The organism is Amycolatopsis speibonae (genome assembly GCF_042647925.1).
Lineage (GTDB): Bacteria > Actinomycetota > Actinomycetes > Mycobacteriales > Pseudonocardiaceae > Amycolatopsis > Amycolatopsis speibonae.
The window spans coordinates 1-15,836 of sequence record NZ_JBHRWK010000065.1 but is presented as its reverse complement, the minus strand read 5'-3'; the positions used below and the strand labels follow the sequence as shown (position 1 = coordinate 15,836).

The 15,836-nt window shown below is 68.8% G+C and carries 8 protein-coding genes; 3 read left to right on the top strand and 5 right to left on the bottom strand.

The window, feature by feature from the left end:
• Window positions 1-284 precede the first annotated feature (284 nt).
• Complete coding sequence (locus ACFOSH_RS33795; protein ID WP_378243942.1) at window positions 285-4,583, bottom strand: GH92 family glycosyl hydrolase; 4,299 nt, start codon at window positions 4,581-4,583, stop codon at window positions 285-287.
• A 241-nt stretch (window positions 4,584-4,824) separates the two neighbouring features.
• Between ACFOSH_RS33795 and ACFOSH_RS33790 the strand changes: the two genes are divergently transcribed.
• The gene (locus ACFOSH_RS33790; protein WP_378243940.1) at window positions 4,825-6,468 is read left to right on the top strand and encodes a tannase/feruloyl esterase family alpha/beta hydrolase; all 1,644 of its coding nucleotides are present in this window, start codon (window positions 4,825-4,827) and stop codon (window positions 6,466-6,468) included.
• Between the two features lie 81 nt (window positions 6,469-6,549).
• On the opposite strand, the gene ACFOSH_RS33785 is transcribed toward ACFOSH_RS33790, so the two are convergent.
• The 4 genes from ACFOSH_RS33785 to ACFOSH_RS33770 form a co-directional block, all read right to left on the bottom strand.
• Window positions 6,550-7,212: an ABC transporter ATP-binding protein gene (locus tag ACFOSH_RS33785; protein WP_378243938.1), complete on the bottom strand. Its 663-nt coding sequence runs from the start codon at window positions 7,210-7,212 to the stop codon at window positions 6,550-6,552.
• Window positions 7,212-7,904, bottom strand: coding sequence for an ABC transporter ATP-binding protein (locus ACFOSH_RS33780; RefSeq protein ID WP_378243936.1), 693 nt, complete (start codon window positions 7,902-7,904; stop codon window positions 7,212-7,214). Before ACFOSH_RS33780 ends, ACFOSH_RS33785 begins: the two co-directional genes overlap by 1 nt.
• Window positions 7,897-10,470 carry an ABC transporter permease gene (locus ACFOSH_RS33775; RefSeq protein WP_378243934.1) on the bottom strand — a complete coding sequence of 858 codons (2,574 nt, stop codon included), beginning with the start codon at window positions 10,468-10,470 and terminating at the stop codon, window positions 7,897-7,899. Before ACFOSH_RS33775 ends, ACFOSH_RS33780 begins: the two co-directional genes overlap by 8 nt.
• A 148-nt stretch (window positions 10,471-10,618) precedes the next feature.
• Window positions 10,619-13,807, bottom strand: coding sequence for a BTAD domain-containing putative transcriptional regulator (locus tag ACFOSH_RS33770; protein WP_378243932.1), 3,189 nt, complete (start codon window positions 13,805-13,807; stop codon window positions 10,619-10,621).
• 104 nt (window positions 13,808-13,911) lie between these two features.
• On the opposite strand from ACFOSH_RS33770, the gene ACFOSH_RS33765 reads away from it, so the two are divergent.
• Together ACFOSH_RS33765 and ACFOSH_RS33760 are read left to right on the top strand one after the other, a co-directional pair.
• Window positions 13,912-14,787, top strand: a complete 876-nt coding sequence (locus ACFOSH_RS33765; protein WP_378243930.1) for an NAD(P)-dependent oxidoreductase — start codon at window positions 13,912-13,914, stop codon at window positions 14,785-14,787.
• Between the two features lie 10 nt (window positions 14,788-14,797).
• The gene (locus tag ACFOSH_RS33760) at window positions 14,798-15,658 is read left to right on the top strand and encodes an NAD(P)-dependent oxidoreductase (RefSeq protein WP_378243928.1); all 861 of its coding nucleotides are present in this window, start codon (window positions 14,798-14,800) and stop codon (window positions 15,656-15,658) included.
• The last annotated feature ends 178 nt before the right edge of the window (window positions 15,659-15,836 follow it).

The following is a 15,836-nucleotide window of genomic DNA, read 5'->3' as shown; positions in this document are numbered from 1 at the left end:
GTTACAAGACCCCACACGAGGTCCACGCCGAGTATCTGAACCGACAGCTCGCAGCGTAAAATTAGCAACTAAGCAGCTGTCCGGAAAACACTGGGCCCCCCATCAACACCGTCGCCGCCCAACTCAACCGACGCCCACGCAAAACGCTCGACTGGGACACCCCAGCCGAGCGCCTCACTACACTCCTCACCAACACCAAATGATCACCCGTGTTGCAACGACCCCTGAAATCCACCCACAGCGCCTGGCGCTGTGAAGGGGGCCTTCACGTACTTACCGGAGGACTACAGCTTCGCGCACTGCCCGGCGGACGGGCCGCGGACGGTGTTCCGCAGGTCGTAGTCCGTCGGAGCGGGAGAGTTGGCCGCGCACGCCAGAGGTCCGCCGATCGTGCTGGAAGTCAGCACCGGTCCCTTGTTGCCCGTCAACGCCACCGGTCCGCCGATCTCGGTCAGTTCGATCGAGACCGGTCCGGTCGCCCCGGTGATCGCCACCGGACCGTTCACCTTCGTCCGGTCCAGCACGATCTGCGCCGCGCCCGTCGCCGTCAGCGGACCGGAGATCGACCCGCCGCGCACGATCAGGCTCGCGCCCGGCGCCACCGAAACCGGACCCGACACCGTCGCACCGTCCACACAGGTCACCCCGCTCTGCACGGTCAGCGGGCCCTTGCGCTCGCCGGTGACGGTCTGCGTGCACGCCGCGTCGGGCTTGCCCAGCACCTCGAACTCCGACAGCGACGCCTCGCCGCCTGTGGTCGCGGTGACCTCGAGCCGGTAGTAGGCGTAATGCGCCGGGTTCGCGATCTTGAACGCCCTGGTCTGCTGACGCCACTGGAAGGCCTGGTCGGTCCGCTGATCCGCGACCGCCCACGTCTTCCCGTCGTACGAACCCTTCAGCACCCAGCTCTTCGCGTCGCCCGCACCCTTGCCCGAAGTCAGCGTGTAGAACGAACCCGCCTCTTTCGTCGAGGGCACCTGGTACTGGATCGGAGCCTTGACCTTCGCCTCGGTCCGCGACGTGTTGTCGAAGAACGCCGCGTCCGCGCCGGAGACCGGCTTGGTCAGGTCGTGCGCCGGCGTCGGCACCGCGTCACCCTTGGTGATCGACTTCGGCGCGTCGTTCGGGCCGGTGCCCCACGACGACGGGTTCGGGCCCATGTCGAAGTCGAGCGTGCCGCCGTTCGCGATCGCCGCATGCGCCAGCGACGTCGACGTCTGCGCCTTGCCGTTGACCTTCAGGCCCTGGACGTAGACGTTCTTCGCGCTGTTCTTCGGCGCGTTGACCACGATCTTCTTGCCGCCGGGCAGGTTCACGGTCGCCTTGGTGAACAGCGGCGAGCCGATCGCGTAGTCCGAGCTGCCGACCTGCAACGGGTAGAAGCCCAGCATGCCGAACAGCCACCAGGCCGACTGCTCGCCGTTGTCCTCGTCGCCGCCGTAGCCCTGACCGAGCTCACTGCCGACGTACAACCTGGACAGCGCCTCGCGGACCTTCGCCTGCGTCTTCGACGGCTGTCCCGCGTAGTCGTACATGTAGAGCGTGTGGTGCGCCGCCTGGTTGGAGTGGGCGTACATGCCCATCCGGACGTCCCGCGCCTCGGTCATCTCGTGGATGACCCCGCCGTAACTGCCGAACTTCAGGCCGGTCTCGGGAGTGGCGAAGAATTCGTCCAATTTGGACGCCAGCCCCGCCTTGCCGCCGAAGAGGTTCGCCAGGCCCTGGCCATCCTGCGGAACGGAGAACCGCATGCCGTACGCGTTGGTCTCGGTGTAGTCGATACCCCACACCTCCGGGTCGAACTTGTCCTTGGCCCGGGTGAACTTGCCCGCCGCGTCACGGCCCTGGAAGAAGCCGACACTCGGGTCGAACACGTTCACGTACTGCGTGGCCCGCTCGGTGAAGTACCCGTAGTTGTCCAGGTACTCCTGCTTGCGCGGGTCGTTCGCCGGAGCCTCGTCGTAGAGCTTCTTCGACATGTTCGCGATGGCGTTGTCGTTGACATAGCCCTCGATCGCCCACGAGAAACCGTGGTCCGCGGTGTTCGGCGCGTACCCGAGGAATGTGCCTTCGTCGATGCCCTTGCGGCCGACAGCGCCGTTCGGCGGGGTCACCGTGGCGTTCTTGACCGCCGAGTCGTAGGCCGACTGGACGTCGAATCCCTTGACCCCCTTGAGATACGCGTCCGCGAAGGCGGCGTCCGAACTGGTCCCGGTCATCAGGTCCGCGTAACCGGGGGAGGACCAGCGCGAGATCCAGCCGCCGTCGCGGTACTGCTGCACGAAACCGTCGACCAGCTTGCCGGTCGTGTCCGGGCTCAGCAGCGAATACGCCGACCACACCGTGCGATAGGTGTCCCAGAACCCGTTGTTGACGTAGAACTCGCCGTCGACCACCTTCGCCCCGGTCTGCGTCGGCGTGTCCTGGCCCGCCTTCGGTGACACCGGGCTCGCGTACTTCTTCACCGGCTTCTCGACCGTGCCGACGTTCTCGAAGCCCGAGTTCGGGTACAGGAACAGGCGGTACAGGTTGGAGTACAGCGTGATCAGCTGATCCTTCGACGCGCCCTCGACCTCGACGACCTTGAGCTTCTCGTCCCAGGCCTTCGCCGCGGTCTCGCTCACCGACTCGACCGACGCGTTCGGAGCAAGCTCCTGCTCCATGTTCTTCTTCGCCTGATCGACGCTGATCAGCGAGGTCGCGATCCGCATGTTCACCGTCTTGTCGGCACCCGCGTCGAACTTCAGGTAACCGAGGACATTGTCCCGCTTCTGATCACCCGAACCGGTCGACAGCTTCGAACCACTGGTCACCGGCTTGTCGAAGGTGGCGTAGACGAACATCCGCGACGCACCGGCGGACAGCCCGCTCTTCACGTCGCTGTAACCGGTGATCGCCCGGCCCGCCGGGTCGAGGGTGAGCCCGCCGTTGTTGTTGACGTTGTCGAAGATCAGGTTCGAATCCGCACCGGGGAACTTGAACCGGTACAGCGCCGCGTGATCGGTCGGCGCGACCTCGGTCTTGATCCCGTTCTCGAAGTCGACGCCGTAGTAGTGCGCCTGCGCCGTCTCGTTGGAGTGCTTGAACGGCAGCTTCCGTGCCTCACGATCCGGGTTCGGCACGCCGGTGGCGGTCGAGGGCAGGAACTGGAAGGTCTGCCGGTCGGCCATCCACGGACTCGGCGCGTGGCTCGCGGAGAACGCCTGCAGCGCCGGGAGGTTCTGCTCGTTGTTGCGCGAGTGGTAGGAGTACATCCAGCTCAACGTGCCCGCGTCTGTCGTCGGGATCCAGAAGTTGAACCCGTGCGGAACCGCGGTCGCGGGCATGTTGTTGCCGCGCGAGAACGACCCGTTCGACAGCGAACCGCGCGTGGTCAGCACGTTGTCGGACGGGCGCAGGCTCGCCGGCGGCGTCGGGGTCGCCGAGACCTTGATGTCGTCCAGCCAGCCCTGCAGCGAACCCGGGCCGGACGGGTTGTCGTAGCCGACCAGGATCCTGTCGACCGTCTTGCCCTTCGCGACCACACCGATCTGCGAGCGCACCAGGTTCCACTGGTTGGTGTAGAGCACCTTGCTCGCGCCCTGGCCCTGCGGCGAAAGCCCGAAACCGTACTGGTCGACAGCGCCGAGCTGGCTCAGATAGGTGCCGTCGGTGAACGCCAGGTCCACCGCGACGTTCGTGCTCGGGTACTTCAGGTCGCCGCGGATGAACTCCGGCTGCACCTTGTACGAGAGTTCCGACGTCGCCGCCACCGGGATGTCGACGTCGAAGATCTTGTTGTACGACCAGCCGTGCCCCTGCACCTTCTGGCTGCCGGAGTAGCGGAACGCCCGCGTGCCGGTGAACCCGACCCGGTTCTTGTTCGTGTAGCCGCCCGTCGGGCCGCTGTCGGCGAAGCTGCGCATGTTCGGCAGCGCCGGCGGCGCCGGGTCCTCATTGGCCAGCAGCAGCTCCGAGAGCTGCATGATGTCGCCGCCGTTGTTCTTCGTGACGTTGAGCCGGAAGAACTTGTAGGCCGCGCTCGCCGCGGGAAGCCGGTACTCCTTGGACTGGAACCGGCCGGAGAACTTCTGCCCGGTCTGCTTGTCCAGGTCCGTCCAGGCTTGACCGTCGGCGGAACCCTGCAGCGTCCAGTCCTGCGGGTCGCGGTTGTCGAAGTCGTTCGCCGAGGACAGCGCGTACCGCGTGATCGACGTCGGCTCCGACAGCGCGACCTGCGCCCAGCCGGTCGGGGTCCAGGCGAGCCACTTGGTGTCGGTCGAGCCGTCGACCAGGTTCGACGCCCCCTCGTTCGGGGTGTTCTCGCTGTTGGCGGAGGTCTCGGTGACCTTGCCGCGGATGTCACCGGGGATGGTGGTGGCGTTCGCGCCGTCGACGCCGAAGGCCTTCGGCTTGCCTGACGGGTCGACGTCGACGGTGTCGCTCCACGTCGGCTGCGGTTCACCTTGCTCGAAAGAGGAGTAGAAGTCCGGTGGGACGGCCTCGGCCGCGGCGGCACCGGACGCCGGGAGGGCGACCAGGCCGGATGCCACGACCGTGGCGCTCAGGAGGCTGCAGACCAGAGGTCTGACGCTTCGGGGCATCGTTGCACCAATGCTTTCTCGCGGGGGCATGCTGTGCGCCGCACAGGCGGGGGACCGGTGGCGCCAAGAGAGAAGAACTCGGGTGTGACATCGATGTCAAGACACCCGGACAAACCTGACCCGAACTGGACAACCCGGATGCCCTTGCGAGCGCTCCCGAAACGTGGTGGACAACCTCCGGGGGCCGGGCCAGGGTGAGTGAATCCGACTGGAAGTCGATCAGGGAAACTGGGGTGGGGAAATGCGGCGGTTGTCCATGCTCGGCGTGGCGGCGCTCATCACGGCAGGCTCGATACTCACAGCACCGGCGGCCACCGCCGGTGAGACGACTTTCCGCCCGGTGCGCACCTGCGCCGACCTGGTGCGGACCTACGATCTTCCCGGCGCCGTCACGCACGTCGAGACCGCGACCGTGGTGCCGGCGACGGCGACCGAACAGGAGAACTGCGACGTCCGCGGCTACGTCGAACCGGCGGTGCGGTTCCAGCTGCGGCTGCCGGCCAAGACCTACGCGGGCCGCTATCTGCAGTTCGGCTGCGGCGGGTTCTGCGGCGCCGTCACTCCTCCGCCGTTCACCGACTGCGGGCTGCCGCACGGTGGCGACGTCGCTGTCGCGGCCACCGACGACGGCCACGTCGGAACGACCCCGCTCGTCTTCGACGACGGCAAGTGGGCCGAGAACGACCAGGCTGCCCGCGATGACTTCGCCTTCCGGGCACCGCACGTCGTGTCGAAGGCGTCCAAACGGCTCATCACCGCGTTCTACGGCGCTCCGCCGAAGAAGTCCTACTTCAGCGGCTGCTCCGACGGCGGCCGCGAGGCACTCCTGCTGGCACAGCGCTATCCGCACGACTTCGACGGCATCGTCGCCGGCGCACCCGCCGGCTACTGGGACCCGCTGCTCGGCGTCTACCAGACCTGGCTCGCCAAGGTGAACACCGGCGCCGACGGCAAACCCATCCTGACCGGGGACAAACTCCCGGCACTGCACGCCGCCGCACTGTCCTCTTGCGACAAGGCGGACGGACTGGGTGACGGCGCCATCGACGACCCGCGCACCTGCCGCTTCGACCCGGCCACCATCGCCTGCCCGACAGGCACCGACAACTCGGGCTGCCTCACCGCGGCCCAGGTCGAAGCCACGAAGAAGATCTACGCGCCGCCGACCGACGAACGCGGCCGCAAGCTCTACCCGGGCGGCCAGACCGTCGGCTCCGAACTGTCCTGGTACGGCTGGACCATCCCGGCACCCGAATTCGGCGGCGTCCCGTTCGCGCGGGCACTCGCCGACAACTACCTGAAGTACATGGCTTACCCGATCGGGACACCGCATTCGTCGGTCGACAAGTTCGCCTTCACCGCACGGGAATTCGACAAGCTGACCCCGGAAGGCATCCGCTCCAACGCGATGTCGACCGACCTGCGCGAATTCCGGCGCGCGGGCGGGAAACTCGTGATCTGGCACGGCTGGGCCGACCAGGCGATCCCGGCCGCGGGCACGCTCGACTACTACCAGCGGCTCACCCGCGCCAACGGCGGCCATGCCGCGACGCAGGACTGGGCGCGGCTGTTCATGGTGCCCGGGATGTACCACTGCGGCACCGGCGACAAGCTGACCGAGTACGACCCGCTGAAGGAACTGGTCTCCTGGGTCGAGCGCGGCACCGCGCCGGACAAGACCATCGCCACCGGACGTGACGCCGACGGCAAGGTCTTCCGCACCCGGCCGGTGTTCCCGTACCCGCTGCAGTCCAAGTACGACGGCAGCGGCAGCGTCGACGACGCCGCGAACTTCGTGCCTGTTCCGCCTTCGCGCCCTTCGCAGGATCTCGTGAGCTGGGCCGGGAACGACCTGTACGGCAAGGCCGGTCCTGTCGCTCCATAAGGTCCGGCCGCAGATGAGATGAAGGGGACTTTCATCGCAAAATTCAAGATGAAAGTCCCATTCATCTCACTTCGGGGCTCGTCAGGAGAGAACGCCGTCCAGAAGTTGGACCCGCCGATCCGCGATCCGGTGCACGTCGTCGTCGTGCGTCGCCACGATGACCGCGGCGCCCTCCTCGGCGCAGCGCCGCAACAACCGGAGCACCCGCGGCGTGCTCCCGGCGTCGAGGTGGGCCGTCGGTTCGTCGGTGAGCAGGACCCGGGGCCGCCCGCTGACCGCCCTGGCGAGCGCGACCCGCTGCTGCTGCCCGAATGAGACTTCGAGAGGGTAGCGTTCGCCGAGGTCGCCGATCCCGAGTTCCTCCAGCAGTTCCGAAACCCGCGCGTGGATGTCCTTCGCGCTCGGCTTGGGGATGTCGGACCGGAGCCGCAACGGCAGCGCCACGTTCTCGGCGATCGTGAGTTCGTTCGCGAGGCCGAGCGCCTGTGGCAGGACGGCGCAGGTGTGCCACGCCGGCGCACCCGCTATCGGGACGCCGTCCAGGAGGACACTGCCGGAATCGGGAGAGTCGAAACCGCACAGCAGCGCCAGCAACGCGCTCTTGCCGGAGCCGGACCGGCCGGACACGGTGACCAGTTCTCCCGCGGCCACGCGCAGTTCGAGCCCGCGCAGGACTTCGACGTCCCCGCTGGGATGGGGGAACCGGCGGCGCAACCCGACGGCCTCGAGGGCGGGTTCCGCCATCACGGCACGACCTCCCGTTCTTCGACTTTTTCAAGCCTGCCTTTGTGCATCCGCGCGACACGGTTGCCGAGTTCGATGAGCCGGTCGTCGTGCGAGGCGACGATGACGGCGAAATCCTGGCCCGCCAGGTACTTCAGCGTGTCGAGCACCAGGTCGGCCGAACCTTCGTCCAATTGGGACGTCGGCTCGTCGGCGAGGACGACGGTCGAGCGGCGGGCCAGGGTGCAGCCGAACGCGAGGCGCTGCTGCTGTCCGCCCGAAAGCGCGGAGATCCGCCAGGAACCGGTCCCGCCCAGACCCAGCTGATCGAGGATGTCGCCGGGCAGGCACTCGGTCCCGGCCGACTCCGCCGCCGCACGGAGATTGTCGGCGACGCTCAGATACGCGAGCAGGTTGTCGGTCGGGTTCTGGAACACCAGGCCGAGGTGGTTCCGCCGCAGCGCCCGCCGGTCGCGATGCCGCAGCGTGCCGGTTTCCGTTCCCTGGAAGGCGATCGTGCCCCGGACGGGCTGTTCGAACAGGCCGAGCGTCCGCAACAGGGTGGACTTGCCGGAACCGGACGGCCCCGCCAGCACGGTGATCCCACGTGCGGGGATGTCGATGGTGACGTCGTCGACGCCGGTGACAGTGCCGGCCGGTGTCTGGTAGTCGACGCCGATCCCGCTCAGCCGGAAGATGGGTTTCTCAGGCACGGATCAGCTCCGCGGTCCGGGCGGTGCGCACCGAACGCATCGCGATCCAGCCCGCCAGCGCCACGACGAGCACGCCGACGGCCAGCACGGTCAGGGCGAGCGGGGTCGGGTTGGGCAAGGCCGACCGTGGCGCGAGGAACGTCGCCGGGTCGAAGCGCGGCACCGAAAGACCCGCGACCGAAATGCCGCAGGCGACGCCGATGACCACCGCGAGACCGCTGAGCGCGCCCAGTTCCATCAGATGACTCGCCAGCAGCGCGCGCGGCCGCATCCCCATCCGCAGCACCAAGGCGCCCGCCAGCGCGTTCTGCCGACGGCGGACTTCGACCGCGACCAGCAGCGAGAGCACCGCGACCACCCCGAGCACGGCACCGAGCAGCGCCATGAACGAGAACGTCCAGGACACGACGTAGAACGGAAGCGCGTCGAGCGCGGACTCACGGGTGACGCGGTTGACCGCCGTGACCACCCCCACCGAGGCCAGCGCCTCGGTCACCTGAGTCATCGACGACCCGGACAGCACACTCCACTTGGGCACGGTGGTCAGCTGTGCGGCGCTGAGCGAGTCACGGGAGATCACGTACCCGGCCTTGGTGCCGATGATCGGGAACATCGGCACTTCGCCGATCGTCCTCGCCTCGGGAAGACCGGCCGCCAGCGTCGGTTTCCGGGCGTTCCCGACCCGGATCGCCGGGATACCGGGGCCGGCGCTCGACAAGCCGTTGAGCAACCTGTCGACCTCGTCGCCGTCGAGTGGGCCGAGCGTGGTGCCGCGCCGGAAGGTGTGCGGATCCACGACCAGCACGACGTTGCCGGTGCCGGTCAGCTCGCCGACGATCGTGGTGTTCCCGGTGATACCGGCGGGGAGCGTGACCTTCCCGGTGCCGACGATGCTTTCGGTGTCGACCCTGGTCTCGGCCCCGACGAAGATGGCCGACTTCGTCTGCAGCGCCTCTTCCTGGCCGCGGGCGATGCCGATGCCGGTCGCCAGGGTCCCGATCGCCAGCGTGCCGATCACGAGGACACCGGTCACCGGCGCGCGGGCGCTGGCGAGGCGCCGGATCGCCAGCTGCAGCGCCGGCCGGGACCACAGCCGCGCACGATGGGAGGCGAGCAAACCGAGCCAGGCCAGCCGCGCGGCGAGAAGACCGACGGTGAGCACGACGAACACCGGATAGGTGAGCGCGAGCGGGTCGACCTGGGGGAGTGGGTTGCCGATCCGGGAACCCTTGCCGTAGTCGACGAGCCGGGTCCAGCCGAGCAGGGCGACGCCTGCGGTCAGCAGCTCCCACGGGAAGATCGCCAGCAGCTTCATTCCCTTGCGCCGTCCGGACTTGACCCTGCCGAGTTCGAACTCCCGATGAGTGCGGACGGCGATCACGCCTGCCAGCAGCGCGAGCGAAACGAGCAGGATCGTGGCCGCGACGAGCGACCCCGCCAGCAGCGCCCCATCGCCCAGCTCGCCCGGTGGCCCATAAACCCCCAGTAGCAGTCGAGCGAGCACAGCGCCCGCCGCGCCGCCGACGACGATGGGCAGCCCGAGTTCGGCCACGGCGAGCAGCCCGAGCGCTCCCGGGGCGCTGCCGCGGGCGGAGAGCAGCCGCAGCTGAGGGTGCCGACGCTGATACCACTGCAGCGCGACGGTGCCGATCCCGGCGCAGCCGACCAGGATGCTGATGGCCGCGAGCGGCAGGATCGAGATCAGGACATTCGATTCGGCCTGGTTGCTGATCTCCACCGAACGCTCGAACGGCAGCGATCCGATGATCGCGTCTCCGAGACCACGGGCGCCCAGGTCCGCTTTGACGTCGGCGATGAGCGCCTTCGACCGTTCGAGCCGATCCTCGGCCTCGCTGATGGTCTTGGGAGGAGTCTCGTAGAACGACATGTGCAGCGCGGCGAGCTTCGGGACACCCAAGTCACGGACCGCGTCGTCGAACGTCTTGCCGTCGGTGGCGAACATGACCGAGTCGAGCGGGTCGTTGGCGAGCCTGCTGACGACGGCGTTCCGCTGCTGCGAGCACCACCAGCGCGGCGCCGGGTCGGAAAGGTCGCGGTACAGCCCGGTCACCGGAGGGAGCGGGGCGCCCTGGAACTTCGGGATGACCCCGCTTTTGATCCCCTCCGCCTTGGCCACGACGGTGCCGAGCAAAAGTCCGCCGGCACCCGCCGTCCCGTCGGCCACTTCGAGGTGGCCCGGAACCGCCTGGTCCCGGTGGGCGACGGTGACCTTGTAGTAGGGGACGCCGTTGAACTCGGTGCCGAGGAGGTACGGCGTATAGCGGGAGGTGACCGGTGCGCCGAAACCGTGCGCCGGAGCGTTCCGGCGCACCGAGTCGATGACCTGCGGAGCGACCTCGGTGGGAACGTTGTCCTTGTTGAAGACCGGCCCGTAGTAGTCCGGGCACGCGAGGCCGGACTGGTAGTCGACAGCCGCGCCGCCCGCGGCCGAGGCCTGCAGGATGGCGGCGGTGCCGAGAAAACAGGCCAGCAACGCCGTCACCGCGGCGATGATCAAAGTCAGAGGGCTGCTCAGTGCCGCCCGCGGAGCCGCTCGCCACGGCATTGTCACCCTGGGCCCGCCGGAAGCCCCCCACCTCACCCGCATGGATACGCACGCTACCGGTCAGGGCGGCTCGGCGACAGAAAGAAATCACCCTTTGTTGCCGACGTGAAGTAAATGCTTGGTCCATTGTGGTGACGCGGGTACCCGGTCATTGACTGTCGGTCACCAATTGATCGATCCGCGCCGCCGCGCCCGCCACGCTCTCCTCGGAGAATGCGTTTTCTCCGAGTGCCTCGACGATGCCGCCGGTGATCCTGTCGACGTCGGCGCGTTCGGCCTTCGGCAGGGGAGCACCCGCCGATTCCCGGGAGGCCGCCGCGGCGCCCAGCAGCCGCGCGGCCAGGCGATACGAGCCGGCGGCCGCTTCCGCCCCGGCCAAGCCCTCCAGGCCGAGGGCGATCGCGCGGGGATCCTCGCCGTGACGTGCAATCGTCAAGCCGTCCAGGTGGAGCCGCTTCGCCTTGGCCGCGTCCCCGCGCTGCTCGGCGATGAACCCGAGTTCGGCGAGGATCAGCGTGCTGCCCGCTTCGGACTCCACCCGGCGATGCCAGTCCAGAATGGACAGCAGCCGCCGCTCCGCCTCCTCGAACAGGCCCTGGCGTCGTGCGCCGAGCGCGAGCCCGGTTTCGGCGTAGACCTCGCCGGGTTTGAAGCTGTGCTCGACGGCCAACGTCCTGGCCCGCTCATGGAACTCTTTCGCGCCTTCGAAGTCGCCGGTGAGCAGCGCCGTCCGGCCGAGCCAGGACAGTTTGTAGGCCACCTCCGGCCACAACTCCAGTTCCTCCGCGCGGCGAAGGCTCTCCCGGTGGACTCGGGCGGCGTGCTCGTAGTCCCCGGCGATCGAAGCCAGCATGCCGAGGACGAACGACGCCTGCAGCCAGCCCCAGCGCTCGCCCAGGCCGTCGAAGATCGCGGCGCTCTGGGCGGCGATCCGGCCGCCGCCGGTGAGGTCGCCGCCGGCGATCAGGTGACTCGCCCTGTCGCTCAGCGCGGCGGCGGCACTCCAGTCGTCGCCGATTTCGCGGGCGGTTTCCAGCGCGCCGAGTGTGAGCTTCTCCGCCCGGCACAGGTCGCCGATTGTGGACCACGCGTACCCGAGGAACCACAGCATCCGGGCCCGCGCCACGGGATCGGTGATGTCCCATAAGGCTTCCTCCGCCGCGACCTCGGTGCAGGTGCCGTCGAGCACGGCGATACCGGCGCACCAGCCGAGGGCCTGCGCGTGCTCGTCTCCGGTGGTGATCTCGGTGTCGAGCGCGAGGTTCAGCGAGCGTCGGGCCTCGGTGAGCCGCCCGCGGAGGAACCAGAACCAGGTCGTCGCGTTCACCAGCCGCAACGCGAGCCGGTGCTCGCCTTGGCGCAACAGTGTTTCCAGCGCGCGCCTGGTGTTGGCGCCCTCGGCGTCGAGCCTGTCGAGCCAGCGCCGCTGCTCCTTGCCGCGCAGCCCGGCGTCGCCGCGTTCGGCGAGTTCGACGTGGAAACGGGCGTGCCTCAGGTGCAGGTCTTCGAGTTCGCCAGCCTGTTCGGCGTGTTCGAGGGCGTACGCCGAAACGGACTCCAGCAGCCGGAACCGCGGCTCGCCGGACCTGCCCGGCCTGCTGACCACCAGCGACCGGTCGACGAGCCGGGACAGCAGGTCCAAGACGTCGGCCGAGGCGATCCCGCCGCCCGCGCAGACCGACTCGGCCGCGTCCAGCCCGCAGCCCTCGGCGTGGACGGCGAGCCTGCGCAGCACGACCTGCTCGGGCTCGCTGAGCAGGCTCCAGCTCCAGTCGATCATCGCGCGGAGGGTCAGCTGACGTCGTGGTCCGCCCCGCCTGCCGGAGGACAGGAGGCCGAACCTGTCGTCGAGGCGGGCGAGGAGTTCGTGCACGCCGAGCGTCCGAACCCGGGTGGCGGCGAGTTCGAGCGCGAGCGGGATGCCGTCGAGCGTGCGGCAGATCCGGGCGACCACGGCCGCGTTCTCGGCGTCCAGCGCGAACCCTGGAGCGGCCGCCGCGGCCCGGGCGGCGAACAGCCGGACCGCGCTCGATTCCCGTACGGTGGCGAAATCCGCCTGCTCGGGAAGTTCGAGCGGCGGAACCGCCCAGACCTGCTCACCGGGCAGGCCGAGCGCCTCCTGACTGGTGGCGAGCACACGCAGACGAGGCGCCGCCACGAGCAGCCGCTCCACCAGCGCCGCGACCGGTTCGACGACCTGCTCACAATTGTCCAGGACGAGCAGGATCTCCTTGTCACGCAAGGCATCCGCCAGCGACCGCGTCAGCGTCTTGGCCGAGGTGGCCTCTTCGCGGAGATCCAGCACGGCCGTCAGGACGACGGCGACCAGATCCTCCGGCGGGCACGTCGGGCACTCGACGTTGTCCAGGCCCGCCAGCTCCACCAGCCAAGTGCCGTCCGCCATCGCCAGCTTCGACGCGGCTTCGATGGCGAGCCGCGTCTTGCCCACCCCGCCGGGGCCGGTGAGGGTGACCAGCCGCGCGTCGGTGACGAGCGCTCCGACCTCCTTGACCGCCCTCGTGCGGCCGATCAGCTCGGTCAGCGACTCCGGCAGGTTGCCGCGCACCGGCTCGGCGGCACGGACGGGTTCGAGATCCGGGCTCCGGGTGAGCACGGCCTGGTGGAGGGCGGCGAGCTCCGGCCCCGGCTCGAGACCGGACTCGTCACGCAGGCGGGCCCGCAGCTCGGCATAGGTTTCGAGCGCTTCACTGTGCCGCCCGGCGGCGTACAACGCACGCATCAGCAGGCCGCGGAGCCGCTCCCTGAGCGGATGCCGGGAGACCAGACCGGCCAGTTCCCCGGTGAGGACATCGTGTTCGCCGAGAGCCAGCCGGGCTTCGGCGCGCTCCTCCTCGGCGAGGAGCTTTTCCTCCTCCAGCCGCTGCGCGGCGGCCACGGCGAAGGGTTCGTCCTCGAATCCGGCATACGCGGGCCCTCGCCACAACGTCAGCGCGTCCGCCAGCAGCGCGGCGCGAGCGCGCGGGTCGACCGTGTTCCGGGCACGGGCGGTGAGCGCGTGGAACCGGTGGACGTCCAGATCACCGGGCTCGACAGCGAGGACGTACCCGGCGGGTTGATGCGTCACGATCTCCCGTGCGCCCGGCTCGGCCCGCTCGAGGGCGCGCCGCAGCTGGGAGACCTTGGTCTGCAGGGTGTTGCCCGGGTTGCCCGGCGGATGCTCGCCCCACAGATCGTCCGTCAGCGACGCCACCGACGCGGCCCTGCCCTCACGGCTCAGCAGGCCGGCCAGCAGGAGACGGACCTTCGCCTCGGGCACGACGACGGGCTCGCCCGCGGTCGTCCACGCGGCGAGCGGTCCCAGCAGTCCGAAACGCACGAAACCGACGTTAGCGCGGGGCACCGACAAGTTCGTGCGCACCGTGCGTGACGTCGTGCGCGGACCCGCAGCGATCCGTGCGCGGGCGGCGTCACGGTGGTCCCATGAGCGAACACGGCAAGACCCCGGTGACGGTACTGGGGCTGGGCGCGATGGGAACCGCGCTCGTGGAGGCACTACTGGCCGCGGGGCATCCGGTCACCGTGTGGAACCGGACCGCGAGCCGCGCCGAGGGTGTGGCGGCGAAGGGAGCCACGGTCGCGACGACCGTGTCCGAGGCTCTCGCGGCGAACGAGATCGTGATCGCCTGCCTGCTCGACTACGACTCGGTGCACGAGGTCCTGGACCCGGTCGCGGCCGGGCTCGCGGGACGGCAGCTGATCAACCTGACCAACGGCACCCCCGGCCAGGCCCGCGAAATGGGCGCCTGGGCCGAGGAATCGGGCGCGGAGTACCTGGACGGCGGCATCATGGCCGTCCCGCCGATGATCGGCACTCCCGCGTCGTTCATCTTCTACAGCGGCTCGGGCACCGTCCTGGGCCGCGCCCGGACGGCACTCGACACCTTCGGCGGCGTCAACTACCTCGGCGCGGACCCCGGGCTGGCGCCACTGCACGACCTCGCGCTGCTCAGCGGGATGTACGGGCACTTCATCGGCGTCATCCAGGCCTACGCCCTGGTCGGTTCGGCCGGGGTCAAGGCGAGGGAGTTCGCTCCGCTGCTTCGCGGCTGGATGGACGCCATGAGCGGCTTCCTGGAGCGCGCGGCCGAGCAGATCGACGACGGCGACTACGTGACCGACGTCGTGTCGAACATCGGGATGCAGGCCGCGGGCTACCCGAACCTCGCGAAAGCCGCGGCGGAACAAGGCGTCAGCGCCGAACTGCTCGCCCCGCTGCAGCCGCTGATGGACAAGCGGGTCGCGGCCGGGTACGGCGCCGAAGACCTGATCGGCGTCATCGAACTCCTCAAGAAGTAAGGAAAATACAATGATCACACTGATCGGACTCGGCCCGATGGGACAGGCCATGGTCCGGGTACTCCTGGAGAACGGCCACGGAGTGACCGTCTGGAACCGCACCGCCGCCCGCGCGGACGGTGTTGTCGCCGCTGGTGCCGTGCGCGCCGAGACTCCGGCGGCCGCGGTGGCGGCTTCGGACCTGGTGCTGCTGAGCCTCACCGACTACGCGGCGATGTACGACATCCTGGGCAAGGCCGAGGATTCGTTGGCGGGCAAGGTGATCGTCAACCTCAGCTCGGACACCCCGGAGAAGACCCGCGAAGCCGCCGAATGGGTCGAGGCCCGCGGCGCGAAGTTCATCGCCGGCGGCGTAATGGTTCCTGCCGAGCTGGTGGGCAAGGACGAGGCGTACGTCTTCTACAGCGGTCCCGCCGACGTGTTCGAGAAGCACCGCGACGCCCTGGCGCTGATCGGGCGCGCGGACTTCCTCGGCGAGGACGTCCGGCTGGCGCAGCTGTTCTACCAGGCGCAGCTGGACATCTTCCTGAACTCGCTCTCGGCGTTCATGCACGCGAGCGCGCTGGTGCGTTCGGCAGGGGTACCGCTGGAGAAGTTCATCCCGTATGCCAAGGACAACTACGCGATGATGGGCTTCTACCTGGAAGCCGCGGTCGAGCAGATCGAGAAGGGCGACCACCCCGGAGACGAGGCCGACGTGATCATGATGGGCGCGAGCGCCGACCACATCGTGCAGGCGAGCCGGGACGCCGGGATCGACGTGGCCCTGCCGGAGGCGGTCAAGTCGCACTACGACCGGGCGATCGCCGCGGGACACGGGCGCAGCTCGTGGACCAGCCTCTTCGAGATCATCAAGGCGGACCGCGAGTAGGTGACCGGCCTCGTGAGTGGCAAGGCCGGTTCTGGTGGGCTCGTATTTGCTTACCCACTGAAACCGGATCATGGTTCGTGCTGGGTGGAAGGTGTGACGGGGGAAGATTCGGACGTTGAGGGCGCGCCGATAATCAACTCGCTGGTTTGATCTTCGTTGGTGGGGTGATGCCGGTGTT

Bases quoted from the DNA above. Each gene is read 5' to 3' on its own strand.
- ACFOSH_RS33795 (WP_378243942.1), bottom strand. From the start codon at position 4,583: ATGCCCCGAAGCGTCAGACCTCTGGTCTGCAGCCTCCTGAGCGCCACG.
- ACFOSH_RS33790 (WP_378243940.1), top strand. From the start codon at position 4,825: ATGCGGCGGTTGTCCATGCTCGGCGTGGCGGCGCTCATCACGGCAGGC.
- ACFOSH_RS33785 (WP_378243938.1), bottom strand. From the start codon at position 7,212: ATGGCGGAACCCGCCCTCGAGGCCGTCGGGTTGCGCCGCCGGTTCCCC.
- ACFOSH_RS33775 (WP_378243934.1), bottom strand. From the start codon at position 10,470: ATGCCGTGGCGAGCGGCTCCGCGGGCGGCACTGAGCAGCCCTCTGACT.
- ACFOSH_RS33765 (WP_378243930.1), top strand. From the start codon at position 13,912: ATGAGCGAACACGGCAAGACCCCGGTGACGGTACTGGGGCTGGGCGCG.
- ACFOSH_RS33760 (WP_378243928.1), top strand. From the start codon at position 14,798: ATGATCACACTGATCGGACTCGGCCCGATGGGACAGGCCATGGTCCGG.